The sequence below is a fragment of the Tundrisphaera macrotermitis genome, from assembly GCF_051175315.1.
GTDB lineage: Bacteria > Planctomycetota > Planctomycetia > Isosphaerales > Isosphaeraceae > Tundrisphaera.
In genome coordinates this window covers 5765301-5790245 of sequence record NZ_CP195100.1, presented here as the reverse complement: position 1 = coordinate 5790245, position 24945 = coordinate 5765301, and the positions used below count along the sequence as shown (strand labels likewise).

Below are 24945 nucleotides of genomic sequence, written 5' to 3'. Positions count from 1 at the left end.
GACGCCCTCGGCGTCGAACGATCGATCGCTAGTCCGGGCCCGGCCAGGGAACTCTCCTGGTACGGGCCCGTCGTCTTGCGCGGAGGGCGCTGCCGGTTTCGGGTTCCCCGAGCGGCCGGTTTCGAGTAGGAATCGGGATGGTTCGGGCCCATCTCGGATGATCGGGCGTCGTTCCTCAGCCAGGGAGGGCTGCGACGTGAAGATACGCAATCCACACCTGATCCGGGCCGTCGGTCGGGTGGGGGCGCTGGCCGTCCGCGGCCTGGCAGGCTCCTCGCGGTTCCACTTCCGGTATGCCGACCCGTCGGTCAACCCGGAGGTGGCGAGACGGACGGGCCAACGGTTCATCTACGCCTTCTTCCACGAGGCCATGCTCTTCCCGGCCCATTACTGGTCCTGGCCGGAGATGCAGATCCTGATCAGCGACCACCGCGATGGGGAATTGATCACGCAGGTGGTCCGCCGGTTGGGATTCGGCGTGGTCCGCGGCTCGACGACTCGGGGCGGTGCACGCGCCCTGAGGGAGATGACCCGGAGGATCGACCGGGGACATCTCTGCGTCACGCCCGACGGGCCCAAGGGTCCTCGACGCCACGTCCATCAGGGCTTGTCCTACCTGGCCAGCCGGACCGGCCTGCCGATCGTCGGGGCGGGCATGGCCTTCCAGGACCCCTGGCGGGCCAACAGTTGGGATCGATTCGCGGTCCCTCGCCCCTTCCGCCCGGCGGCCTGCGTCGTTCCGGAGCCCGTCTTCGTCCCGCCCGACGCCGATCGCGACGTTCTGGAAGCCTGCCGCGCCGAGGTGGAACGGCGGATGAACGATTCGACCCGGGAGGCCGAGTCGTGGGTGCAATCCCTTTGAAGGGGGACGAGCGACGGGATTGGACTTGCCGGGTTGTGCGGCTTGGGATAAGGTGCCGCGACACCTCCGCTCTGCACTCCCCACTCGCAACATGAGCCGTCCCGATCCTACCGCCCAGCCCCTCGGTCGTTCGACCCGCCTCGCGCTGGTCGGCTGGGCCGTGGCCCTGGTGGCGTTGCTCGGGGTGGCCCGATGGCTCCAGCCAGATCCCAAAGGATTCGGAACCCATACCCAACTCGGCCTCTGGCCCTGCGCATTCCGGGCGACCACCGGCCGGCCTTGCCCGACATGTGGCATGACGACCGCGTTCGCCTGGTTTACGCGGGGCGAGTGGGGGCAGTCCTGGCGGGCGAACCCCGCCGGCTTCCTCCTGGTCCCGACCTGCATCGCCCTGATCCCGTGGACGGTCGCCGTCGCGGCGCGGGGGCGGGCCTTCGGATCCCGGACGCTGGAAACTCCCCTGATCTACCTGGCGGTGGCCACCGTGGCCCTGACCGTCATTTCCTGGTCTGTCCGTCTTGTCATTGGAGGGCGTTAGGATGACCCCTCGGCCACACGCAAGGATGCGTCGAGCCGCCCTGGCGACCTGTCTCGCAGCGGCGAGCTTGTTGTCCTTGCCGGGGTGCGACCCCCGCACCCTGCTGTACTTCCTCCAGCCCTTCGAACCGACGATCCCCGCGCCTGGGCCGTCGCTGAAGGGCAAGAAGGTCGTCGTGCTGACCCACGTCAACCCGGGCGCCGGCGTCGACTATCAGGCGCTCGACCGCGAACTCACCCGCGAGTTCATCATCGCCCTCCGCAAGAAGACCAAGAAGATCGACGTCGTCGAGCCGGATCGGGTGAATGCCTGGGTGGAGGCCCACCCGACCTGGACCGACCCCTCCGAGGCCGCAAAGGCCTTCGAGGCCGATTACGCCATCCTGTTCGACGTCTCCCACTTCCAGACCGAGGATCCTCGGAGCCCGGATCTGATGGAAGGGACGTCCAACATCCACATCCAGGTGTGGGAGATGGCGTATCCCAAGAACACCAAGGGCAAGGAACTCAAGGATCAGGAGAAGGAGGGGAGCAAGGTTTACGAAGAGCAGGCCGACACCACCTTCCCGGTGCGTGGCCCGGTCTCGCGGGATACCGGCGTCTCCCCGTCCTCCTTCCGGATCAAGTTCCTCAAGCTGGTCGGGACCGAGTTGACCTGGCACTTCGTCGATCATGCCCCCGGCGACGACATCCAGGACGTGAAGTTCAACCCGAATCAGTGATCGGGCCGATTGCCGAAAACACCAACCGGGCGGGCCTCGGCGTCGGACGACGCGCGAAGGCCCGCCCGGTTCGTTATCCTGGATCGGATGGCCGAGCGAGATCGATCCGATACGGAGCCCGACCCGGATGAACCCTCCCCTCGACGAACTCCTGGCGGCGGCCCGGGAGGCCAGCCGCAGGGCCTATTGTCCCTACTCGAATTTCCACGTCGGCGCGGCGATCCGGGCCGGTGGCCGGATCTACACCGGGGCCAATGTGGAGAACGCTTCTTATGGCCTGACCGTCTGCGCCGAGAGGACGGCGGCATTCGCCGCCATCCTGGCCGGCGAGACCCATTTCGAGGCGATCGCCGTCGCCTGCGTCGATGCCCCGGACGGCGCCGCGTCCGAGCAACTCATGCCCTGCGGGGCCTGCCGGCAGGTGCTCGCCGAATTCGCAGGGCCGGCCACGCCGGTCGTGGTCGATCGGGTCGGGGCGATGACCCTCGCCGACCTGCTGCCCCTCGCGTTTCGATTGCAGCCGTTCTCCTCGTCAGAAGGTTGAACAAATTCCTTGATCCGGTGGCGCTGCCCCCCTAGAATGGCGAACCGCCGATGGATGATCGATCCGGCGAGATCGGCCCGGATCAGCACCGCCGCACGGCCCACCCCCGACCTCCCTCCGTATCGGGCGACAGTCACGATGAACGAAAGTCAGAGACCAGTCGGGATGTCCCGACGAGCGTTCGTCCGTCGTTCATCCGCAGCCCTGGCCTCTGCATCTTCGATCGCTCTCCGCGGTTCGATGGCGGAGGCATCGCCGGCCACGCCCAAGATCCGGGTCCGGGTCTGGTGCGAGGGGGGGGCACCCCGATCGGTCTACCCGCGGGACATCGACGGGGCCCTGAGCGAGTTCCTTAAAGGGCAATCTCGGCTCGACGTCAAGCGAGGCCGGCTCGATCAGCCCGATTCCGGCGTTTCGGACGCGGCCCTGGATGCGACCGATGTCCTGATCTGGTGGGGCAGGCTCCGCCATGCCGACCTTCCCGATCACCGCGCCGCCGCGATCGCCGACCGGGTGCGGGCGGGCAAGCTCGGCTTCGTGGCCCTGCACGCCTCATGCGGCAGCAAGCCTTTCGTGAACCTGATGGGGACTTCGTGCGAGCCGGGGGGCTGGCGAGACAACGGACGGCCGGAGCGTGTCACCATCGCTGCCCCGGACCACGAGATTGCCCGCGGGGTCGCCCCGTTCACGATCCCCAAGACATCGATGTACCTTGAACCGTTCCAGGTGCCCAGCCCCGAGACGGTCGTCCTGCTCTCCACCTTCTCCGGCGGCGAGACCTTTCGGAGCGGACTGACCTGGACCGTCGGCCGCGGACGCGTGGCCTACTTCCGGCCGGGCAACGAGGCTTTCCCGGTCCTCTTCCACCCGGCGGTGCGCCGCGTAGTGGCCAATGCGGCCATCTGGGCCGCTCCGACGGCATGATTTTGGCGTGTGTTACGCGCCCTCGGGGATGGTTGACTCCCCGGTTGGACCACATATAATCGGGGCGGAATCGGGCCGAGGGCAGGAAATCCGGCACCGATCAGCCGACTCCGTCGCTGATCTCCTCAGGATTCCAGCGGGGTCGACCCGCCGGCATGGCGACCCATAGCCCGAAACGCCTCCGGGATGGTGGAGGTTACATCGGCCCTGGTTCGCCCCGCCTTCGCCCTGAAGTGTCCCGCTTCATCGCCCGCCCGATCCCGATGCAGACACCCCAAGGAGAACGCCCCATGCGTCAGTGGTTCCTCAGCCTGGCCGCCCTCGCCCTGGTCGCCAGCCCCGCCTTCGCCGGTAAGTTCAACAAGGTCCTGAGCATCGGCGACAAGGCCCCGGCCATCGCCGGCATCCCGGCCGTCGATGGCGACAAGGAAATCACGATGAACCTGGCCGACGTCAAGGAAGACGTGGTCGTCGTCGTCTTCCTGGCGAACCACTGCCCGGTCGTCCAGGCCGTGGAAGACCGCCTCCACGAGATGGTCTCGGCCTACAAGGGAAAGAGCGTCAAGTTCGTCGGCGTGTGCTGCACCGGCACCGAGAACCTCAAGGAAGCCGACGACATCGCCGCGATCAAGCAGAAGATCAAGGAAGACAAGTATAACTTGACCTACGCCTATGACGAGAGCGGCAAGGTCGGCAAGGCCTTCGGCGCCACCGTCACCCCGCAGGTGTTCGTGCTCGACAAGAACCGCACGGTGCAGTACACCGGCCTGCTCGACGACAGCCAGATGAACGAGAGCAAGGTCACCAAGCCCTACACCAAGCTCGCCGTCGACGCCCTGCTGGCCGGCGACTCGGTCGAGACTCCCGAGACCAAGCAGAACGGCTGCGGCGTCGCCTACAAGCGCTGAGCCCTGGCCTCCACTCCTGCTCACCCTCCACGCCGCCGGGCCATCCCCCGGCGGCGTCTTCGTTGATCCGCGACCTCCCGACATCGAGGACTTCGACCGTGAACGCGATCGCCCGCCTCGCCCCGCTCGCCCTGATCGGATCGCTGGCCCTGGGATTCGGGGTCGCGACCCGGACCCCCACCGCCACGGCCGCCGACGCCCCGTCGGAGGAAGTGAAGCTGGTCCCGGTGAAGTACAAGGATTTCCTCGCCCGGATCGCCGCCAACAAGAAGGCCAAGCTCACCGTCGTGGACGCCTGGGCGACCTGGTGCGGCCCCTGCAAGGAAAACTTCCCGCATCTCGTCGAGATGCACCGCAAGTACGCCGATAAGGGCCTGGTGGCCGTCTCGCTCTCGCTGGACGAGATCGACAAGCCCAAGAAGATCGTCGAGGCGACCGCCTTCCTCGTCGAGAAGAACGCGAAGTTCGCCAACTACATCCTCGACGAGCCGACCGACGAGGCGTTCGAGAAGCTCGACATCACCGCCATCCCCGCCGTCTTCCTGTTCGGGCCCGACGGCAAGGAGATCAAGCGGTTCACGCTCGAGGACGTCAACAACCTGTTCACCTACGAGCAGGTCGAGGAGGCGGTGAAGGCTTATCTTGACGGCAAGCCGCTGCCCGACACCTCCCCCAAGAAATAACCCCGAGCCCGATTGTCCGATCCCAGGGCGATCGAGTATCGTAGTATCCCTTGGCTCGCGGCTCCGAGGCTCGACTTACGGGTCTCGGCGGGCATCGCGGCCGTTCGAACCGAAGGCGAGACGACGATGAAAGACGCGATCCATCCGAATTACCAGGACTGCACCGTGACCTGCGGCTGCGGCAACACGTTCCAGACCCGCAGCACCAAGCCCAAGATTGCGGTCGAGGTCTGCGCCAAGTGCCACCCGTTCTACACCGGGTCGCAGAAGCTCGTCGATGCCGCCGGCCGGGTCGATAAGTTCAACAAGAAGTTCCAGGGCACCTACGGCAAGGCCAAGAAGCCGGCCGAGGCCCCCGCCGAGACGTCCGCCACGAGCTAAAGCTCGCGGGTTGGATCATGGGACGGCCCGTCGGGGGGCGCCGAGGCGCAGCCCGGTCGGGCCGTCGGTCGTTTGCCGGACCCTCCCACGAGACCGTCGGTGTTCGAGAAACTCCAGGCCGACTATCAACGGTTCCTCGAACTGGATGCCGCCTTGCTCGACCCGGGGCTGGCGGCCGACCCGTCGCGATATGCGGCGCTCGCCAAAGAGCGGGGGTCGCTCGCCAAGCTCGCCCTCCCTTACGGCCGCTATCTCGATCTCGGCCGACAGGTCACTCAGGCCGAGGCCATGGCCGCGGCGGAGTCCGACTTCGAGATGCGGGCCTACGCCGAGTCCGAGGTCGAGGCACTCCGAGCCCGCCAGGATGAAGCCGGGGAGGAACTCCGCGACCTCCTCTACGATAAGGCGGCCGGCAACGACCGAGCCAGCCTGATCGTCGAGATCCGCGCCGGCACGGGCGGCGATGAGGCGGCCCTGTTCGCCCGCGACCTGTTCGAGATGTACCGCCGGTATGCCGAGTCCAAGCGCTGGTCTTTCGAGGTGCTCGATACGATGCCGACCGAACTCGGCGGTTTTCGCGAGGCTTCATTCGGCGTGACCGGGCAGGGGGCCTTCCGCCATCTTCAATTCGAGAGCGGCGGCCACCGCGTCCAGCGGGTCCCGAGCACCGAGACGCAGGGCCGGATTCACACCTCGGCGGCCACCGTGGCGGTCCTTCCCGAACCGGAAGACGTCGACATCGTGATCCGCCCCGAGGACATCGAGCGCGACGTGATGCGGGCCGGCGGGCCGGGGGGCCAGCATCAAAACAAGACCGAGAGCGCGGTCCGGCTGACCCACAAGCCGTCCGGCATCGTGGTGCTCTGCCGGGACGAGCGGAGCCAGCATAAGAATCAGGCCAAGGCGATGCGGCTGCTCCGCTCTCGCCTGTACGACCTGACCCAGGCTCAGGCGGCGTCGCAGCGGGCCGAGGCCCGTCGGACCCTGATCGGCTCGGGAGACCGCTCGCAGCGGGTGCGGACTTATAGCTTCCCACAGAACCGCGTCACCGACCATCGGATCGGCCAGACCTGGTATAACCTGGACCGAATCATCCTCGGCGACCTCGACCCCGTCACCACCGCGCTGATCGACCACGACCGTCGCGAGCAACTCGGCGAGGTCTGACGCGCCGGCCCGATCCTTGCTTCCAGGTGACACGCATGACCACCGAGATCGAGACAGCGCCCGCCGACCGGTGGACGGTCAAGCGGCTCCTGCAATTGACCCGCGACTTTCTCAAGAAGAAAGGGTCGGAAAGCCCCCTCCTCGACGCGGAGGTCCTGCTCGCGTCGGTCCTGGGTTGGGAACGGGTCCAGCTCTACACCCGCTACGAGGACGAGGTTGGCGAGTCCGATAAAGCGAAGTATCGCGAGCTGGTCCGTCGTCGATCCGAAGGGACACCGGTGGCCTATCTGGTCGGCAAGAAGGAGTTCTACTCCCTCTCCCTGGCCGTTTCGCCCGCCGTCTTGATCCCACGCCCCGACTCCGAATTCGTCGTCGTCGAGTACTTGAACCGGTTCAAAGGGATTGAGGGGCCGCGCTCGGTCGACGTGGGCACCGGCTCGGGCTGCCTGGCCCTGGCTTGTGCCCATCAGCACAAGTCGGCCCGTTTCATCGCCATCGACCTCAGCCCCGACGCTCTGGCTATCGCCTCGACCAATGCCGCGAACCATCAACTCGGCGATCGGGTCGAATTCCGCCAGGGGGATCTGCTGGGCCCGGTCGCGGAGGACGGTCCGTTCGATGCCATCGTCTCGAATCCGCCCTACATCGCGACCGACGTGATCCCGACTCTGGAGGCCGGCGTCCGTGACTACGAGCCCCACCTGGCACTCGATGGCGGTCCGGATGGCCTACGCGTGGTCGCCCGACTGATCGAACAGGCCGTGCCACTGCTCAAGCCGGGCGGCCACCTGATCCTGGAGATCGGCAGCGACCAGGAAGCCCCGGTCCGGTCCTTGATCGCCAATCAATCGGAGCTGGAGCTGTCCGCAACGATCCGCGACCATGCCAATCATCCCCGGGTGATCCGGGCCACACGGCGGAAGCCATGAAGGCGGGCGGGGCCCGTCTCAGGGCGTATCGGGCCCGTCCGGATCGTTCTTGCCGTCCCGCTTGACCGGGACCTCGCGAAGGGCCTCGGCCAGCTTGGCCATCGTCCCCCAACGATCCTTGGCCTTGCGGGCGAGTGTCCGGCGGAGGATCTCGCAGAGCGGTTCGGAAAGCCGAGGGTTGGCCAGCGCCGGGTCGATGGCGTCGGAGTTCATCTTCTGGGTCATCTGGGCCATGGATGACCCCGTCCCGCCGAACGGCAGCTTGTCAGTGAGCAATTCGTAGGCGACCACGCCGAACGAGAAGATGTCGATCTTCTCGTTGGTCGGCTCGCGGCGGATCAATTCGGGGGCCATGTACTGGAGCATCCCGGTCCGATTCCCGGGGCGGTGGAACGCCGGCAGGTTGGGGACGGCCAAGCCGAAGTCGATCAGCTTGACGTTGTTCTCGCGGTCGACCAGGAAATTGTTCGGGTTAATGTCGTGGTGGATGAACCCCGCCGCATGGACCGCAGCAAGCCCGTCCGCGGCCTGGGCCAGCACCTTCACCCGCCCGCGGAGGCCGAGGTTGGTCGCCTCGCGGACGAACTTGAGGCTGACGCCGTGGATGAACTCCATCGCCAGGAACTGCTCACCGTTGGTGGTCAGCCCGTGCTCATACGTCCGAACAACGTTGGGATGGACGATCTGCATCCCGATCTCGCCCTCGGACGGGCGTTCGGCGCTCACGGCCCGCGACATGGCCGCCGACTGGCGGTCGGGGATCTGGACCTTCAGGCAGACGGTCCGGCCGTTCTCCTTGTCGATCGCGCGATAGACCCGGGACATGCTGCCCTGGGGCGTCTCGTTGAGGATCGAGAAGCGACGCTCGATGTTGACCCGGCCGGCCCCACCGAGGAGTCCCTTGAGTATCCCGAGCATCGGACCCCCAGCCTGATCGGTGACCCGCTGCGCATCCTGGGCGATGAGCCGGACGCCAATCTTAGTCTACGCTGCGATGGGCCCCGGGTGACACCCACCGATGGAATCACCCGGGATTGCGATCATTCCGTCGTGCGGACGTGTAGTTCTCGCAACTGCCGATCGTCCACGGTCCCCGGCGCCCCGGTCATGAGGTCGGCCCCTCGCGACGTCTTGGGGAAGGCGATGCAGTCGCGGATGTTATCCAGCCCGGCATAAAGCATGACCAGGCGATCGAAGCCCAGGGCGATGCCGCCGTGGGGGGGCGCCCCGTTCTTCAAAGCACTGAGGAGGAAACCGAATTTCTCCTCGGCCTGTTCGGGGCTGAGCCCGAGAAGCTCGAAGATCCGGGCTTGGATTTTGGGGTCGTGGCAACGGATCGTCCCGCCCCCGCACTCCTCGCCGTTGACGACCAAGTCGTAGGCTTGGGCCCGGACCTTGGCGGGGTCAGTCTCCAGCAGATGTAAATCCTCGGGAAGGGGCATCGTGAAAGGATGATGCTCGGCCGAGTAGCGACCTTCCTCGGCATCCCAGGCCAGGAGCGGGAAGCGGATCACCCAGGAATAATGGAAGGTTTTGGGATCGTAGAGCTTGAGGTCGGCGGCCAGCTTGATCCTAAGGGTCGAGAGGACCTGGCTGGAGACCGACTGGGTATCGGCCACGATCAGGATGAGATCGCCTGGCTTGGCGTTGAACCGCTCGCGCAGCTTGGCCTGGACCGGCGCGGGGAAGAACTTGGCGGTCGGCCCGGTGAAGCCCTCGGCCTCCACCTTGATCCAGACCAACCCGCTCGCCCCGAACGACTTGGCGATCTCGGTCAGACCGTCCAGATCCTTGCGGCTGGTCGAAGCTCCGCCATCGGGGGCGCAAAGGCCGCGTATCCGGTTGCCCGCGGCCAACGCCTGCTGGAAGACCTTGAACTCGGTCTCCGCCGCCAGGTCGGCGATGTCCTTGATCTCCATGTCGTAGCGGAGATCGGGGCGGTCGTTCCCGTACTTCTCCATCGACTCATGGTAAGGGATGCGGGGCAGGGGGAGGGTTGGCGGGGGCTGGTCGGAAAACTCGGTCGCCATCTCGACGACGAGGTTCTCCATCGTGCCGATCACATCTTCGTCCTCGACGAACGACATCTCGACGTCGAGTTGGGTGAATTCCGGCTGGCGATTGGCCCTGAGGTCCTCATCCCTGAAGCAGCGGGCGATCTGGAAATAGCGGTCGAGCCCGGCCACCATGAGGACTTGCTTGTAGAGCTGGGGCGACTGGGGCAGGGCATAGAAATGGCCCGGGTTGACCCGGCTCGGCACCAGGAAGTCGCGGGCCCCTTCCGGTGTGCTCCGCCCCAGGATGGGTGTCTCGATTTCGAGAAATCCCAGTGCCGTCATCGACTTGCGCATCAGCTGTGCGAGGCGATGGCGGAGGATGAAGATCTGCTGCATCGACGGCCGTCGGAGGTCGAGGTAGCGATATTTGAGCCGAAGTTCCTCGTTGGCCTCGGCCCCCTGGATTTCGAAGGGGGGCGTTGGCGTGGCGTTGAAGACTTCCAGGGCGGTCGCCTTGACCTCGATGGCGCCGGTCTTGAGCTTCGGGTTCTCCTTGCCCGCAAGGCGAGGCGCGACCAGTCCGCGGACGCCAATGACATGCTCGTTGCGGAGGTCGTGGGCCCCCTGGAGCGATCCGGCGGCGTCGGACTCGTCGAAGACGACCTGAGTCATCCCGTAGCGATCGCGAAGGTCAATGAAGACCAGCCCCCCGTGATCGCGGCGCACGTCGACCCAACCATTGAGGATGACCTCCTGGCCGATGTGGTCTCGGGTCAACTCGCCGCAGGTATGAGTCCGTTTGAGCATGTTCTTCGCCGATCCGCCGCGTCCAGGGTCCAAGGAGCCCGAGCCGGGCCCGGCTCCAAAATTAACCCGGGGGATGGATGCCGTCAAGCAGCCCCAGGTTCGGTCGATCTCGCCTCCCCGCGCGTTGCGCGTCTCCGTGCTTGCGTGCCCCGAAAAGACGGGGTAGCCTTATCTGATGGGCGCCTGGCCGGATCGCCTCGCCCCGCCTCCGTGTGACCCGGTGCAGGATCGGACTTCATGGATTTCCAGCTCGTCGTCCTCCGTGGTCGAAGTGCCACCACCGCCCTGAAGCTCGGCGACACCGCCACAACGGCCGGGCGCGGGGAAGACTGTCAGCTCCGCATCAAGTCGTCGCAGGTCAGCCGGAGGCATTGCCAATTCTTCGAAAAGAACGGCATGCTTCTGGTCAAGGACCTCGGCAGTTCCAACGGCACCTTCCTCAACGGTAAGAAGATCGAAGGGCAGAGGGTCCTGGAGCCGGGTGACGAACTCGCGATCGGACCGGTCAAGCTTCGCGTGGAGAAGGCGGGCCAGCCTTCCGCCTCGAAGACCGGGGTGAAGCCCGGGGTGCCCAAGCCGGGCGACACCGCCGTGCCCACCAAGATCTCGCCGGGGGCCTCGTCCGACGAATTCGAGATCGATTTCGACGAGACGCCCGAGCCCGCCTCCGAGGAGAAGACCGTCGCGGTCCCTCCCAAGAAGTCCGAGGCGAAATCGACCTCGAAGGCCGCGGAGCCCGACCTTCCCGACTCGGGTCCCGCCGAACTCGGCGACGATGCGATCGCCGACTTCCTGCTCGACATCAAGCTCGACGACGACGAGTAAACCGGGAAAGTCGGGCCATGAGCCCACATTTTCCCGACCAGAACGATCCGGCGCCGAGGGTCGCGTCTCTTCTCTGGGCAACCGGCGAGGGGTCGCGACCTGTTCGCATCTCCGGTGTTGTCTGAACATGAGGCGTGGCGTCGACACCGTTGAAAAACGCGAATCGTTATTGAATTATGGTTGCTAAAAATAGCTCCAGGATGTCACGATAATACCGTTCTGGACTATCATGGAGTTGTCGAGGAGTTCCTCTCCCCCACTTTTACCAGTCATAGAAGACCATGGCACGACGCAAAAACGCACCTGAGTCGGTCAAGGTGAAGCATGGTTTGTCGGAACGACTCCGCGAGATCCGCACGGAGTTGTTCGGCGAAAGGGGTGGCCCCGATCTGGCACGCCGCCTCGAGATCCCGGTTCGTACCTGGTACAACTACGAGACGGGCGTCACCGTGCCGGCGGAGATCATCCTCCGCATCGTGGAACTCACGTCGGTCGAGCCGATCTGGCTGCTTCGTGGCGAAGGACCCAAATTCCGGGCCCGGGCGGACGAGTCGAATCCTGGCTCCAACCCGATGCTCGAAGAAAGCTCCGTGCCCGCCCTGCTGAGGGCCGCCCTCCATCGGCTGGAGCAGGCTCAACGCCAGCCGTTGCCGATGCAGCATGCGCCTCCGATGGTTTTGCCCCGCGACGGGCGTGAGGCCGATGGCGAGGAGGACGATCTATCCTTGGTGGGCGGCGATCGCGTTTCCATGGATCCCCTGACGCCGGCCGATGGGACCTCCTATGCTGCGGCCCGCCGGGAGTGGCAGGACGCCCGCCGGTCCCTGAGGCATCTCCGGGTGGCCGATGCGAGCATGACGCCGATCGTTGCCGAGGAGGCGATCGTCGCCTATGCCGAGGCCGAACCGATCTCCGAGATGCTCGACGGCAAGCTCGTGGTCGCCAAGATCGACGGTCAGGAATACGTCCGCTGGTTCCAGCATTGCGGCCGATATGCCCTGCTCCGCGCCGAGAACCCCGCGACCGACCCGCCCACCATCCTGGTCGATCCGTCTGCCGAGGGCGATTCGGCCTATCACCGAGTGCTTTGGATCAGCACTCCGCATTGATTACCCCCGGCCGGCTACCAGGAGATGAATTCGCCGAGGCAAGGGGTGATCACGATCTTGCCGTCGCCGATCCGACCGGTGCGGGCCTGTCCGACGATCGCCTTGACGGCGGCAGGCACGTCCTCGTCCCTGACGAATAGGGTCAGTTCCACCTTCGGGAGGAAGGATGCGTTGTACTCGCTGCCGAGATAGCGATGAAGGCGGTTCTTCTGACGCCCGTAGCCCATCGCTTCCCGGACCGTCCCGCCCACGATCTCGATCGATTCCAGGGCGGACAGCACCGCACCGGCCCGGAACGGTTTGATCATGGCGACGATCTGGACCAGTCCCATCAACGTAAACCCTTTCCTCCGGCCGGTGATCCAACCCCCCGCGAACCGATCACGCCGCCCTGCTTGCTTGACAGGGCCAACGATCCATCGGACAGTAACCAATCGGGCGTGTCGGACCAAGTCCCATGCGCCGGGATCGGGCCGGCGAGTGGCTCGCTCATCGATCGTCCCAGGTCAGTTCGGGGTGTTCATCCATGCGACGGTTTTGGGTCTTGGTTGCGTCGACAATCCTCGTGCCCGCCCTCGGTTGTGCAGGGCGGGCCAGCTATGAAAAGAGGATGGAATCGACCCTGAACCTCCTGAAATACACCAAGCGGCTCAATCAAAACCTGATGCCGGCCCCGGAGGACAAGAAGTTCAGGGAGCAGGCCATCTATGTCCGGCCTCCCAAGGAGCAGGTCGAGGCCAAGACCTTTCAACTTCGCGCGCCGGAAGGCCAGTTCGATCTCGAAGCCACCTTCAACGACAAGACCGAATCGGCCCTGCACGTCCTGGCCAGGGTCAAGAAGCCTAAGAAACCGGCGGGCAAGGGGGCTCCACCGGCCCCGGCACCCGCGGCGCCTCGCGGCGAGTTCACCGGCGATGTCGTGGCCGTGTTGACCGAGGTGTTCGGTCCCTCGGATGCACTCCAGGTCTCCAAGTTCAAGGACGAGACCAAGGGGACCATCGAGGGCGCGCCCAAAAACCAGTTCAAACGGTTGATCTTCTCGGCGGGAAAGAAGGAAGTCGCCGTCTACATCTACAAGCAAGACATTTATGATGTCGCATTGATCTTCGTCTATGACGTGGGCATCCGCCAGACGATCAGTTCCAAGGTCGATCTTTGCCTGGGCTCGTTCTCGGTCGGCCAGAGGGCAACGAACAAGTACAACGGCGGTTCGGTCGTCGAGGAGCCTGCCGACGATCAAGGGGGTGCGACCGTCTTCTGAGCGGGGCGATCGAAGCCCGGCCCCTCGGTTGCTGCCAAGGTGCCGGGCTAGGTCGAGTGGGTCGCACGCATCGTCCGGGCGGACCATGCCGGGACGAGCGGCTCAGAATGAGATTTGCTCAATGGGAGGACTCGGAGGCTTCCCAGGCCAGCCTGGCCTCGCGAGCTTCCTCTTCCTCGGGATGCATCAGCTCATTGCGGACGATCAGGACGTCCTCGGGAGCTTCGATGCCTAGGCGGACCTGGTTGCGGTCGATCTTGACGATCTTGATCCGGATGTTGTTCCCGATCACGATCCCTTCCAGTTGCTTGCGGCTCAAGACGAGCATCGTTTCCTCCTTGAAACGAAGAGGTCTAATTCTCTTCGGGGTCGACTCTCGTTGCCCCTCCATAAAACTCGTCGGATTCCGATCCTCATTTGCGACAATGGGAAGTAATTTTCCCTGGGATTCTGTCAAGCCCGGGGCCACTTCAATCGATACGGGATCATCCAGTTGAACCACGGCCGGTTCATGTTCCGCGTGTCGAGGAGTTCGGCAAACCCCATCCCAACTTCGGGGGCTTCCTGACTCGATCCTCGGATCGTGTAGTCAGCCGTCCACCGGAGGTAGAACGGCCCGCTGTCGACCCTGGATCGGACCTGGCGAACCAGCCGACCTTCGGTCGAGTCGACGAGTAAAGACCGGTCGTGGCCCATCCCGAACACGGTCCGATCGCGGCGATCCCCCAGGAATTCAGCATCCTCGCGGATCGTTTCCGGGCGGCCGTCCCTGCAGGTGATCCAGAGCGACTGCGGCTCACCCCGGTGGGGTTCGCAATCGTAATAAATCTCGGTGAAGGGCCCGTGATGGACGCGGCCCCATTCCCACCGCCGCATTGCCAGGGACATCTCCTCGGCACCGGCGTTGTGATCGTGATAGCCCCGGCCTTGGAAGGCGAGGGTCGTCCCGCCGAAGCCCACCCGGCCTTCGACCCGGCAATCCGGAGCCGCCAGAATCCAAAGGTGCGGAGCCTCGGGCCCGCCCAGATCTCGCTCGAAGGGGATCGTCTCGGCGGACGGGCAAAATCGCAACTCGGCGCGGATCGGGGTCCGTCCGTTGACGGCGGACGTCGCGACGATGAGTCGATAGCCATCGCCATCGCATTCCACGCGGCTCTCGCCCACCGTCACGGCGAACGGCTCGGCCTCATGCTGGAACGCCCCACGACGGTGGCCGTTCAGGCCATAGGCCATGGTCTTGCCGTCGCGATACCAGCTGATGCCGATCGCCGAGTGATCAAGGGCATGGGGCGCGGGATGTCGGTCCGGGTTGCGGAGATGGCGGAGGGTGGCGACGCCGTAGGAAGGGTCGAAGGGGAGGCCGGCATACCAGACGATCACCAGCGCATCGCGGCCGTCGTCGGAGATGGCGTCGAAGTACCACCACTCGTGGGCACCCGGTCCGGGGTGATTGATGAAGCGATCAGGGCCGTCGTGGGTGGGCATCGATGGAACTCGTCAGATGGCTCGGATCAGCCCCAGAATCGCCGCCACTCCTCGGCATAGGATTCGGCCTGGCAGGAGGCGAGGCTGGCGAGCTTACGCGGGGTCGAGACGCGTGCGCGGGCCCGGAAGACGTCGAGGTCGAGCCGCTCGATGGCGTCGAGGATGCCGCCGTAGGTCCGGCCCATGAGCCGGACGGTCGTCCGGCTGGAGGCCCCCACCAGCCAGGGGATCCCCGCCTCGGCCTCGGCATAATAGCCCCGGGCGCGGTCGATCTGGAACCGCATCAGGTCGCGAAATGCGGGATCGGGCCGACCCCGGTCCAGTGTCGTCTCGGAGACGCCGAATCGGGCCATTTCATCCTGGGGAAGATAGACCCGCCCACGCGACCAGTCCTCGGCGATGTCGCGGAGGATGTTGGTCAATTGCATCGCCGTGCCTAGGGCCTGCGCCTGGGGGAAGCAGACCGAGGAACGGTAGCCGAAGATGTGGGTCATCATCAGCCCGACCACGCCGGCGACCCGGTAGCAATACAGATCGAGCGCGGCGAAATCGGCGTAACGGGTGACATCCAGGTCCATCGCCATGCCGTCGAGCAGATCTTCGAAAAGCTGCCGCGGGATGCCCCGCTCGCGGACCGTCCGGCGGAAAGTCAGCAGGCCCGGCGGTGCCGGACCGGCCCCATAGGCCAGGTCGAGGGTTCCCCGTGCCTCCTCCAGCCTTGAGGCCGCCTCGGCCCGATCCCGTGCCTGATCGACCCCGTCATCGGCCCAACGGCAAAATCCATAGACCGCGTAGGCGTGCTCGCGGGTGGACCGTGGCAGGCAGGCCGAGGCGAAGTAGAAGGTGCGCGCGTGGTGGCGGGTGATCCTGCGGCAGACCCGGGCCCCCCGGTCCGCTCCCCTCAAAGGAATTTCTCCAGCACCTTCGCGCTGCTGATGACGCCGGGGAGGCCGGCGCCGGGGTGGGTGCCGGCCCCGACGAAGTAGAGCCCGCCCACATCCTCGCTGCGGTTGTGGGGGCGGAACCAGGCGCTCTGGGTCAGGACCGGCTCGAACTGGAACGCCGACCCCATGTAGGCATCCAGGTCGGTTTCGAAGTCTTTGGGCGTGAAGAGCCGGAGCGTGACCAGATGGTCGCGGAGACCGGGGACGAGGTGCTCCTTCTCCAGGGATCGGAGGATGCGATCGGCATACTCCTCCTTGATCGCGTCCCAATCCTGTCCGCCGCCGAGGTGGGGGACCGGGCTCAGGACGTAGAAGGTCTCGCAACCGGGAGGGGCCAGCGACGGGTCGGTGCGGGTCGGCGCGTGCAGGTAGAGCGAGAAATCGTCGGCCACGATCTTGCGGTCGAAGATGTCGCCCAGCAAGTCCTGGTAGCGAGGGCCGAGGACGATCGAGTGGTGGGGCAGGTGGGAATAGGTCCGGTCGGTGCCGAAGTAGGCGACGAACAGCGACATCGCGTACTTCATCCGCTCGATCCGACGGTCGGTCCACTTACGGCGATGCTCGGGGCGGATCAGCTTCCGATAGGTATTCGCGACATCCCCGTTGGAGACCACCACGTCGGCGGGATAGCGTTCCCCGCGGCTGGTCCGCACGCCGACGACCCGCCCGGCCTCCACCTCGATCTCCTCGGCGCGGCAATCGAGGATGAGCCGGCCGCCCATGTCCTCGAACATCCGGACCAGCCCCGCGACGAGCGCCCCGGTCCCTCCCATCGCGAAGTGGACGCCCCAGGTCCGCTCCAAATAATGGATCATGGAGTAGATCGAGGAGGAGCGCAGGGGATTCCCGCCGATGAGCAGGGGCTCGAAAGAGAAGACCTGCCGCAGGCAAGGATCCTGGATGAACGACGAGACCCGGCGGTACACCGACTGTTCGGCCCGGAGCTTGATGAGGTCGGGGGCGACCTTGACCATCTCCCAGACGCTGTGGAACGAATGGTCGGCCAGGTCCGTGAAGGCGCGGGCGAAGACCTTTTCCGTGTAGGCCAGGAATCGGCGGTAGCCCGCCACGTCCTCGGGGTTGAACTTGGCGATCTCGGCTTCGAGCCGGGGCGTGTCCCCCGTGTAGTCGAAGGTCCGCCCATCGTCGAAGTAGATCCGATAGAACGGATCGCACGGCACGATGGTCACATAGTCGCCGATGTTGCGGCCCGTCAGGGCGGCCAGCTCTTCGAGCACGAACGGGACGGTGATGATCGTCGGCCCGGCATCGAAGGTGAACCCCCGATCGCGGTAGACGTAGGCCCGCCCGCCGGGCTGGTCCCTCATCTCCAGCAGGGTCGTCTCGTACCCCTTCGCTCGGAGCCGGATCGCGGCGGCCAGGCCCCCGAATCCACTCCCGATCACGACCGCGCGGCGTGGTTGGGACGGATCCATCACGCGTCGACCATCCGGCCTTCGGCGGCGCCCGTCATGGAATCCATCCCCTCGATCACAAAGCCGGGGAAATCGATCGGGGGACCGTACGAATCCCCGAAGAGTCCCATCAATGAAATCAGATCGTATCGCTGCCGGGCGTCGATCGGCGAAGTTTCGAGGACGCCGATCGCCTCGGCTCGCGCCTGCTCGATGCGGGCTCGGCAGATCTCGACGGCGCCGGCGTCCGCGATCAACCCCAGGAGGGCCTTCCTGCGTTCCAGGCCGACCGGCGCGTCGAGCGCCGCGACGAGGTCTCGGCGACCGGATGGGGTCAAGCCCTGGTAGGCCGCCCAAAGCACATAAGTCCGTTTCCCGCCATCCAGATCGGGCTGATCGTCCAGGGCGGGGTCGACTTCCAGGGCATCGAGATCGTTCTGGACCTGGAAGCTGAAGCCGAGCAGGTCGCCGAATCGATCGATCGCCTTCAGGGCGGCCGGCGAGGCCCCGGCCAGGGTGGCCCCGAGCACCAGGGGGCCGGAGACGCTGTACCGGGCCGTCTTGCGGAGGTATGACTCGATGATCTGCCCTTCGCTCAGGTCATCGAGCGGGCAATCATCGTAGAGGACGTCCAGGGCCTCGCCCAACCCGGTCTCGAACAACATGTCAGCCATCAGGCGCCCGGCACGGGCCGACGCCGCGTCATCGAGCCCGGCGCGATTCAGCAGCCTCATGCCGAGCGCAAACAGGAGGTCGCCGCCGATGAGGCCGAGATCGGCCGCCTGCTTGCGATGGCGCTGATCGTCGCCGCGACGGATCGCCTCGTGGAGCGTGGCCTTGCCCCGGCGCAAGATGCTCCCGTCGATCAGGTCGTCATGGACGAGCATGAAGGCATGGAAGACCTCCAGGCTGGCCGCGGCCCGGGCGATCGGACGTGGCGGGGGACCATAACTCCCGGTGATGATCCGATAGCCGGCCAGGCAGAGGCGAGGGCGAAGTCGCTTGCCCCCCCGAAGAACGAAGTCCGTGATTTGGTCGTAGAGCGGCCGGACGTGGGGGTTGCCCGCATCGCAGCGCCGGGCTTCCGAGAAGAAGTCCGCCAGATCCCGGTCGACCTGATCGCGATCGGTCGTGGGCGTCAACCGTCCGAGCGTGCTGTCGAGGGCGAATTGGGGCACGGCAATCCTCGGCGACGGCGGGTCCCCCGCGGGCCAGGCCCGCGGGCCGGGGGAAGTGACGGGCGGAGCGACAAAGGGGATGCTCCCAACTCGGATGAGGGGGCCTCACGCTTTCGTCGATTGCATTGTAGCCGACCGGGTAGAGCGGGGGAGACACGAAGTGCGGGAAACTTCATCAATCTTCCCGAGGCTGATCATCGCCCTTCCAGAATCGGCCTGGGATCGGCGAGCCCTGCCCACCATAATGCAACAAGGACGCCTGAGAGCGTCCGCGAACGGAGGCGATCCCATGAGCTACGACAAACGCGGGACGATCGACCTCAACGCCGACCTCGGCGAAGGATGCGGCTGGGACGAGCCGTTGCTGGGGCTGGTCACCTCGGCGGCGATCTCGTGCGGGGCCCACGCCGGGCATCCCGACGAGATCTTGCGGACACTGTCGATCGCGGCCGATCGCGGTGTCGCAATCGGTGCCCACCCGGGCTACCCCGATCGCGAGCATTTCGGCCGGCGGCCACGCGAGATCGACGCCGATGGGGCCCGCTCGCTGGTGCTGGATCAGGTCGAGACGCTCGCGGCCCTGGCCTTCCGGGCCGGCCCGCCGCTCCGATTCCTCAAGCCGCACGGAGCCCTTTATAATCAGGCCCAGGATGATGACGCCGTGGCGGCCGGCGTCGTGGCCGCGGCGAAGGAGTTGGAACTGCCCATCCTGGGATTGCCGGGGGCGGCCGTGGAACGCCAGGCGGTCGAGCAGGGCGTCCGCTTCATCGCGGAGGGGTTTGCGGATCGGCGTTATCGGCCCGGCGGACGGCTCGTCCCGAGGGGAGAGCCGGGGGCCATCATCGACGATCCGACCCTGATGAGCCTCCAGGTGATCGAGCTGGTGGAGGGGAGACGGGTCCAGACCTTGTGCCTCCACGGGGACGACCCGGGGGCGGTGGCCCTGGCCGGGCGAGTCCGAGGGATCCTGGAAAGGCAGGCGATCGAGCCGAGGGCGTTTGCCTCGTGGGCCTGATCGTGCTCCAACCCGGCCTGGCGACCACGGTCCAGGATCGGGGTCGCGTGGGATATCGGTCCTGGGGGGTCCCGGTGGGTGGGGCCTTCGATGGCACGTCATCCGGCCTGGCCAATGCCTTGCTCGGCAATCATCCCGACGATGCGACCCTGGAGATGACCCTGGTTGGCGGCGAATATCTGGCCGAGGGCGACATGGCCTTCGCCCTGGCCGGTGCTCCGATGATGGTCCGCGTCCATCCCACGGCCGGCCACGCTTGGAATTTAACAGTGCCTCAATCCTTCTCGCTCCGGCGAGGTGACCGGCTCTTGGTGGGGGGGACGCCGGCCGGCGCCCGAGCCTATCTGGCCGTCCGGGGCGGGTGGCAAACACCCCTCATCCTCGGGAGTCGCTCCGCAGAAAACCGGCTAGAAGTGGGGGATCGACTGGATGCAGCCCCGGGATCGACCCCGGTGAGGCGCCCCTCCGCCTGGCCCTGGGGGGTGTGCCGGCAAGCCTCCCGGCCCATCCGGTTCGTCGATGGGCCGGACGCAGGATCGGTGACCTCGATGGCCGGAGCCCTCGATGGAATCGAGTTCACCGTCTCGACCCGATCCGATCGCATGGGGCTCCGTCTCGAAGGCCCGCCCGTCGTCGCGGCGATCGGGCACGATCGGCCCTCGATGCCGGTGGCCCCCGGAGCCATCCAGGTGGCGGGGGGCAGTCCGATGATCCTGGGCGTCGCGGGCGGGACGATGGGCGGTTATCCCCACGTGGCCCACGTCATCTCCGCCGATCTCGATCGCCTCGGACAACTGAGGCCCGGGCAGGCGATTCGGTTCATCCGGGTCGCGGTCGAGGAGGCTCGCCGCATCGATCGATCCGAGCGATCGGCCCGCCGACGATGGATGACTCGACTCGCGGCTTCGGCCGGCGTCATGGAGCAGATCCGGGGTTTCGATTCGCCGACCTGAGCTTGCCGGATGGGGCCCGATCCGGTATCAGATCGCGTCGGTCTTCTCCCGGTATGGATTCACAGACTCGAATGAACCGGAGGGCATGCATGACGCCCGGCAGCCAGACTTGGCGGGCCGCACTCGGGCTCCTCGCCCTGACGGTCGTGGCGCAGGCGGGATGCCATTCGGTGCCGATGGCCAAGATCGCCCCGACGCCGAATCGCCCGCAATCGACGATCGCCGAGGTGGGGCGCGCCGCCCTCCTTCCCGCGACGGTGGCGCTGGAAACCCCGGCGGAGATGTCGGCGATGGAGCCGGTCCGCGATGGACAGGTGACCGAGCCCTCGTCCCGGATCGCCGCCGATCCCAAACCGCTGATCCCGCGCCCCGCGAGCGAGGAAAGCCCGCCCGTCGTCCCGGCGGAGACGCCGCTTCTCGACGCGGCCCTCCAGCGGGCCAAGGGGCTGGAACAGGCCATCGTCGAGGAGATGACGCCCCCGGCCGAACCCCTCGCGCCGGCGACGCCCGAGCCGATGCCGATGCCGCCGCCGGCCGCCCCCGAGCCGGACCGGCTCGAGAAGGCGATGGAAGCATCCAAGCCCGAAACCGTGCCGGCCCCCCCCGCGTCCCTCCCCCCCGAGGACGCCTGGCGCGACGGGATCGATCGGCTCAGCGGGCTGGCCCGGGACCAGGCCGGCCGTCCCGGCGAAGCCGGTGCCCCATGGGAATTCCGTACCCGAGTCCTCGCCTGGCTGGCCGAGCCCCACATCGACCCGGATCGGGATCAGCCCGAAGCCCGGGGTCTTCGCTCCGTCCTGCTCGCCCTGTCGGGATCACCGACCGGGACGCCCTCGCGCCCCGAGGACGTCCGATCGGCGATCCAGGTCCTGGAAGAACGCGTTCCCATGGAGATCACGGATCTCCAGCTCTGCCTCAAGGTCAACGGGTTCGGGGACTACGAGGTCATCGACCCGCCCGTCCGCCGAGCCGGCCAGCAGGTCGTGATCTACAGCCAGATCGACGGGATCCGTTACGAGTCGATCCCCTCGGGTTTCCGCTACCGGGTGGCGGGCCAGCTCGAAATCCTGCCCGAAGGGGGAGGCTCCCCGGTCTGGTCGATCCCGCTGGGCATCGGCGACGATCCGTGCCGGGTTCGGCGGAGGGATTTCTTCATCCCGTACATCTTCACCGTCCCGAAGACCATCGCCCCCGGCCGCTACATGCTGCGTCTGACCGTGAGGGATCTCACCTCGGACCGGTCGGCCACCCGGGACGTGCCCGTCGTGATCGCTCGGGATTGACAGGTCTGGCGCATTACCGGATCGATACCTTGCCAACCCCGGATTGATGCGAAACAATGGCGCCCATCGACTTACTTTCCTTCGCCCGGCGAATGGTCACTTCGATGGGGATCGCCTATGTCGATTCGAACCGGTAGGCGTTGGGGCATCGCGATCGGCCTGGCCGGATGCCTCGTCGCCGGGGCGGAAGTCCTCTCGGCCGATGGCCCCGGCGTGGCCCGCCTGGTCGCCCAGAAGGCCGGCAAGAAGAAGTCGATCGCCCGGAAGGATGCTCCCAAATCCGCCGACGATGCGATGGAGAAGGCCGAAGGGGACGGCAAGGCCGCCATGCCCAAGGCGGAGGCGGCCGCCCCCGCGGCGGCCGATGACGGGAAACTCTCCTTCGCCAAGGATATCGCCCCGATCTTCGCCGCCAACTGCGTCGGCTGCCACAGCGGCACCGGCAACGGCAAGGTGCGCGGCAAGTATGACATGACGACCTTCGCCCTGATCATGGCCGGGGGCAAGCGGGGCGTCGACATCGTCCCCGAGGATCCGGAAGGGAGCACCCTGGTCCGGATGATCACCGGCGAGGAAACGCCGAGGATGCCGCAGGGCAATCAGGTGTCGCTCTCCGCCGGCGCGCAGGCCAAGATCGCCACCTGGGTCAAGGAAGGGGCCCGGCTCGATGCCGGCATCGATCCCAACGCCCTCCTCACCAAATACGCCGCGTCCGCGGCCGACCTGCGCAAGACCGAGATCGCCCGGATGCCGGCCGATCGTCGCGATGCGCTCACCCGCGAGACCGGCCTGGCCCGCTGGAAGAAGGTCAACAATTCGGAGCCCGAGATCACCACGGGCACGAGTTTCATGCTCTTCGCCGAGATGCCCAAGGCCCGGCACGACAAGCTGCTCAAGACGATGGAGACGCAGCTTTCCTCGGTCAACCGCATCGTGGGAGTCCCCCGCGACAAGGCGGTGGGCACCGGGGAGAAGGTCAGCCTCTATGTCTTCAAAGATCGCAACACTTTCGTCGAATTCGTCCGGACGACCGAGAACCAGGAGGTCGAGTCCGATGAGGTGGCTCGCGTCCGGCTGAACGTGGAAACCCCCTACGTCGTGGCGCTCGATCCGGCCGGCGGCGGCGAGGAGGCAGCCCCCGCCCCGGCCAAGAAGTCGGGTCGCTCCCGGAAGGGAGCCGCCGAATCGGCCGCGGCATCGTCCGGCCAGCGGACCCTGGCGGGTATCATGGTCGAATCCCTGGTCGTCGGCATCTGCAATCAGGCCGGCAAGCCCCCCCGCTGGATCTCCTTCGGGCTGGGGGCCTATCTCGCATCCACCATCGAAGGCGGGAGTTCCTACTACCGCGGGCTGCGGGCCGAGGCCGCCGAAAATTACCGCATCGGTTGGATCCCGCGTTGCAACGAGGTGCTGGGCGGGCAGGCCCCCAACGAGGCAATCCGGGCCGTAGGTTTCGGTCTGTTCGAGTGGATGGCCGCCAATGCCCCGCCCCAGACCCTCTCGACCTTCTTGCGAGAAATGCTCGAAGGGCAGGACAAGCTGGACGAAGCGATCAGCAACGTCCTCGGCATCGCCAACCGGGAGGCTTTCCTCCAGATGTCCGGCGAATGGATCGGCGGCCGCTATGCGGGCAGCCGATGAGCGATGCCATTCCGGAGGGTCCCGAACCCCAGGACTCTCCCTTCTTCGTACCGGCCGGCGGGGGCACCCGCCGTCGCCTGTTCCCCGGGGTCGAGATCGACGCCACGGCCGGACAAAATCTGATGCTTTCGGTCGTACGGTTCGAGCCCAACTCCGAGGTTCCCGATCATTCCCACCCTCATGAGCAGATGGGGATGATGATCTCGGGACGCGCCGAATTCACGATCGGGGGGGAGACCCGGGTCCTGGGCCCCGGCGACATCTGGCGGATCCCCGGCGGCGTGCTCCATCGGGTCCGTTCCCTGGATGGGCCGGCCGTGGCTCTCGATGTCTTCCATCCCGTCCGCGAAGATTACCGCTGAGAGGGGGCTTCGATGGGGCGGGTGGTGGTGCTGGGCGCCAGCCTGATGGACATGAACATGCGCCTGGAACGTCTCCCCGTGCCCGGCGAGACGCGACTGGGCCGGTCCTTCTTCACGATGCCCGGCGGCAAGGGGGCCAACCAGGCGGTCGCCGCGCGGCGGGCCGGGGCGGATGTGGCCTTCGTGACCGCCATCGGCGGGGACGCGAATGGGCGTGCGATCCGCGACAACCTGTTCGGCGAAGGCATCGACCTCCGGCATGCCTCGGTCATCGAGGGGGAATCGTCGGGGGTCGCCCTCATCCTGGTGGGGGATGACGGGGAAAACCTGATCGGCGTGGCCATGGGGGCCAACGCCCGGGTCGACGCGTCGCTCATCGACGGCCTGCCCGAGGAGATCTTCCGGGGCCCGGGGGTCTTCCTCGCGAGCCTGGAAGTTCCTTTGCCCGCGGTCGCCCGCGCGGTGGAGCGTGCCCGGGCGGGCGGGCTGATCGTGATCCTGAATCCGGCCCCGGCCGTGAGCGGTCTGGTCGAGTCCGGCCTGCTGCCTCAGGTCGACATCCTGACCCCGAACCGGGGCGAGGCCGAAGCCCTCACTTCGCTCACGAATGCGACCCGCGTCGAGGCCTCGCACCTGGCTGAATCGATCCGAACGGGCCGGGGCCCGGGTGCGGTCGTCATGACCTTGGGGTCGGCCGGCTGCCTGATCGCCGAGGATTCGGGGACCCTTGCGATCCCGGCGTACCCGGTCGAGGCGGTCGACACCGTGGGCGCGGGCGATGCGTTCACCGCCAACCTGGCCGCCGCCCTCGCCGATGGCCGGTCGCTCGCCGAGGCGGCTCGTCGGGCGAATGCCGCCGCCGCGCAGGCCGCCACCCGGCCCGGAGCCCAGGGAGCCTTGCCGACCCGCGAGGCCGTGGATCGGCTGATGGCCCAGCACGGCAACGTCGGTCCGACCTGATCCCATCCCGAATCGATCCCCCCGAAGCAGCCCGCCCATCACCCGGATCCGTC

General features: G+C 66.5%; 27 protein-coding genes. 19 read left to right on the top strand and 8 right to left on the bottom strand.

Annotated features, from left to right (window positions below):
- The first annotated feature begins 196 nt into the window (after window positions 1-196).
- From TA3x_RS23405 to prmC, 10 genes are all read left to right on the top strand, one after another.
- The gene (locus tag TA3x_RS23405) at window positions 197-862 is read left to right on the top strand and encodes a lysophospholipid acyltransferase family protein (protein ID WP_435017090.1); all 666 of its coding nucleotides are present in this window, start codon (window positions 197-199) and stop codon (window positions 860-862) included.
- Window positions 863-953: 91 nt separating this feature from the next.
- Window positions 954-1400, top strand: a complete 447-nt coding sequence (locus TA3x_RS23400) for a DUF2752 domain-containing protein (RefSeq protein WP_435017089.1) — start codon at window positions 954-956, stop codon at window positions 1398-1400.
- A 70-nt stretch (window positions 1401-1470) separates the two neighbouring features.
- Window positions 1471-2121 carry a hypothetical protein gene (locus TA3x_RS23395; protein ID WP_435017088.1) on the top strand — a complete coding sequence of 217 codons (651 nt, stop codon included), beginning with the start codon at window positions 1471-1473 and terminating at the stop codon, window positions 2119-2121.
- Between the two features lie 127 nt (window positions 2122-2248).
- Entirely contained in the window at window positions 2249-2665 is a 417-nt protein-coding gene (locus TA3x_RS23390; RefSeq protein ID WP_435017087.1) for a cytidine deaminase, read from the top strand.
- Window positions 2666-2905: 240 nt separating this feature from the next.
- Window positions 2906-3589, top strand: a complete 684-nt coding sequence (locus TA3x_RS23385; protein ID WP_435017086.1) for a ThuA domain-containing protein — start codon at window positions 2906-2908, stop codon at window positions 3587-3589.
- A 290-nt stretch (window positions 3590-3879) separates the two neighbouring features.
- The gene (locus tag TA3x_RS23380; RefSeq protein ID WP_435017085.1) at window positions 3880-4497 is read left to right on the top strand and encodes a redoxin domain-containing protein; all 618 of its coding nucleotides are present in this window, start codon (window positions 3880-3882) and stop codon (window positions 4495-4497) included.
- 98 nt (window positions 4498-4595) lie between these two features.
- Window positions 4596-5180: a TlpA family protein disulfide reductase gene (locus TA3x_RS23375; RefSeq protein ID WP_435017084.1), complete on the top strand. Its 585-nt coding sequence runs from the start codon at window positions 4596-4598 to the stop codon at window positions 5178-5180.
- Between the two features lie 126 nt (window positions 5181-5306).
- Window positions 5307-5561 (top strand): 50S ribosomal protein L31, encoded by a 255-nt coding sequence (rpmE, locus tag TA3x_RS23370; protein ID WP_435017083.1) that lies wholly within the window; start codon window positions 5307-5309, stop codon window positions 5559-5561.
- Window positions 5562-5660: 99 nt separating this feature from the next.
- Window positions 5661-6728: a peptide chain release factor 1 gene (gene prfA / locus TA3x_RS23365; RefSeq protein WP_435017082.1), complete on the top strand. Its 1068-nt coding sequence runs from the start codon at window positions 5661-5663 to the stop codon at window positions 6726-6728.
- A 35-nt stretch (window positions 6729-6763) separates the two neighbouring features.
- The gene (gene prmC / locus TA3x_RS23360; RefSeq protein ID WP_435017081.1) at window positions 6764-7657 is read left to right on the top strand and encodes a peptide chain release factor N(5)-glutamine methyltransferase; all 894 of its coding nucleotides are present in this window, start codon (window positions 6764-6766) and stop codon (window positions 7655-7657) included.
- A gap of 18 nt (window positions 7658-7675) precedes the next feature.
- On the opposite strand, the gene TA3x_RS23355 is transcribed toward prmC, so the two are convergent.
- Together TA3x_RS23355 and aspS are read right to left on the bottom strand one after the other, a co-directional pair.
- On the bottom strand, window positions 7676-8575 hold the full coding sequence (locus TA3x_RS23355; protein ID WP_435017080.1) for a serine/threonine protein kinase: 900 nt from the start codon (window positions 8573-8575) through the stop codon (window positions 7676-7678).
- Between the two features lie 122 nt (window positions 8576-8697).
- Window positions 8698-10461: an aspartate--tRNA ligase gene (gene aspS, locus TA3x_RS23350; RefSeq protein WP_435017079.1), complete on the bottom strand. Its 1764-nt coding sequence runs from the start codon at window positions 10459-10461 to the stop codon at window positions 8698-8700.
- A gap of 237 nt (window positions 10462-10698) precedes the next feature.
- On the opposite strand from aspS, the gene TA3x_RS23345 reads away from it, so the two are divergent.
- Window positions 10699-11286: an FHA domain-containing protein gene (locus TA3x_RS23345; RefSeq protein ID WP_435017078.1), complete on the top strand. Its 588-nt coding sequence runs from the start codon at window positions 10699-10701 to the stop codon at window positions 11284-11286.
- Window positions 11287-11567: 281 nt separating this feature from the next.
- Entirely contained in the window at window positions 11568-12395 is an 828-nt protein-coding gene (locus TA3x_RS23340) for a S24 family peptidase (RefSeq protein ID WP_435017077.1), read from the top strand.
- A gap of 14 nt (window positions 12396-12409) precedes the next feature.
- Here TA3x_RS23340 and TA3x_RS23335 read toward each other — a convergent pair whose 3' ends face one another.
- A complete protein-coding gene (locus tag TA3x_RS23335; protein WP_435017076.1) occupies window positions 12410-12727 on the bottom strand; it encodes a P-II family nitrogen regulator in 318 nt (105 codons plus the stop codon).
- Between the two features lie 278 nt (window positions 12728-13005).
- Here TA3x_RS23335 and TA3x_RS23330 point away from each other — a divergent pair, with 278 nt between their 5' ends.
- A complete protein-coding gene (locus tag TA3x_RS23330; RefSeq protein WP_435017075.1) occupies window positions 13006-13656 on the top strand; it encodes a hypothetical protein in 651 nt (216 codons plus the stop codon).
- A gap of 118 nt (window positions 13657-13774) precedes the next feature.
- Here TA3x_RS23330 and csrA read toward each other — a convergent pair whose 3' ends face one another.
- The 5 genes from csrA to TA3x_RS23305 all read right to left on the bottom strand — a co-directional run bounded on the left by csrA (window position 13775) and on the right by TA3x_RS23305 (window position 18678).
- Window positions 13775-13984: a carbon storage regulator CsrA gene (gene csrA, locus TA3x_RS23325; protein WP_435017074.1), complete on the bottom strand. Its 210-nt coding sequence runs from the start codon at window positions 13982-13984 to the stop codon at window positions 13775-13777.
- A gap of 125 nt (window positions 13985-14109) precedes the next feature.
- Window positions 14110-15141 carry a hypothetical protein gene (locus TA3x_RS23320; protein ID WP_435017073.1) on the bottom strand — a complete coding sequence of 344 codons (1032 nt, stop codon included), beginning with the start codon at window positions 15139-15141 and terminating at the stop codon, window positions 14110-14112.
- Between the two features lie 26 nt (window positions 15142-15167).
- The gene (locus tag TA3x_RS23315; RefSeq protein WP_435017072.1) at window positions 15168-16046 is read right to left on the bottom strand and encodes a phytoene/squalene synthase family protein; all 879 of its coding nucleotides are present in this window, start codon (window positions 16044-16046) and stop codon (window positions 15168-15170) included.
- The gene (locus TA3x_RS23310) at window positions 16043-17521 is read right to left on the bottom strand and encodes a phytoene desaturase (RefSeq protein ID WP_435022419.1); all 1479 of its coding nucleotides are present in this window, start codon (window positions 17519-17521) and stop codon (window positions 16043-16045) included. Before TA3x_RS23310 ends, TA3x_RS23315 begins: the two co-directional genes overlap by 4 nt.
- The gene (locus tag TA3x_RS23305; protein WP_435017071.1) at window positions 17521-18678 is read right to left on the bottom strand and encodes a polyprenyl synthetase family protein; all 1158 of its coding nucleotides are present in this window, start codon (window positions 18676-18678) and stop codon (window positions 17521-17523) included. The genes TA3x_RS23310 and TA3x_RS23305 overlap by 1 nt, the downstream gene beginning before the upstream one ends.
- A gap of 289 nt (window positions 18679-18967) precedes the next feature.
- Here TA3x_RS23305 and TA3x_RS23300 point away from each other — a divergent pair, with 289 nt between their 5' ends.
- The 6 genes from TA3x_RS23300 (at window position 18968) to TA3x_RS23275 (ending at window position 24892) form a co-directional block, all read left to right on the top strand.
- Window positions 18968-19693, top strand: a complete 726-nt coding sequence (locus TA3x_RS23300) for a 5-oxoprolinase subunit PxpA (RefSeq protein WP_435017070.1) — start codon at window positions 18968-18970, stop codon at window positions 19691-19693.
- Window positions 19684-20646 carry a biotin-dependent carboxyltransferase family protein gene (locus tag TA3x_RS23295; RefSeq protein WP_435017069.1) on the top strand — a complete coding sequence of 321 codons (963 nt, stop codon included), beginning with the start codon at window positions 19684-19686 and terminating at the stop codon, window positions 20644-20646. Before TA3x_RS23300 ends, TA3x_RS23295 begins: the two co-directional genes overlap by 10 nt.
- Before the next feature lie 89 nt (window positions 20647-20735).
- A complete protein-coding gene (locus TA3x_RS23290; RefSeq protein ID WP_435017068.1) occupies window positions 20736-21929 on the top strand; it encodes a hypothetical protein in 1194 nt (397 codons plus the stop codon).
- Window positions 21930-22046: 117 nt separating this feature from the next.
- Complete coding sequence (locus TA3x_RS23285; RefSeq protein WP_435017067.1) at window positions 22047-23570, top strand: c-type cytochrome domain-containing protein; 1524 nt, start codon at window positions 22047-22049, stop codon at window positions 23568-23570.
- Window positions 23571-23692: 122 nt separating this feature from the next.
- On the top strand, window positions 23693-23932 hold the full coding sequence (locus TA3x_RS23280; protein WP_435017066.1) for a cupin domain-containing protein: 240 nt from the start codon (window positions 23693-23695) through the stop codon (window positions 23930-23932).
- 12 nt (window positions 23933-23944) lie between these two features.
- The gene (locus TA3x_RS23275) at window positions 23945-24892 is read left to right on the top strand and encodes a ribokinase (RefSeq protein WP_435017065.1); all 948 of its coding nucleotides are present in this window, start codon (window positions 23945-23947) and stop codon (window positions 24890-24892) included.
- Window positions 24893-24945: the final 53 nt, after the last annotated feature.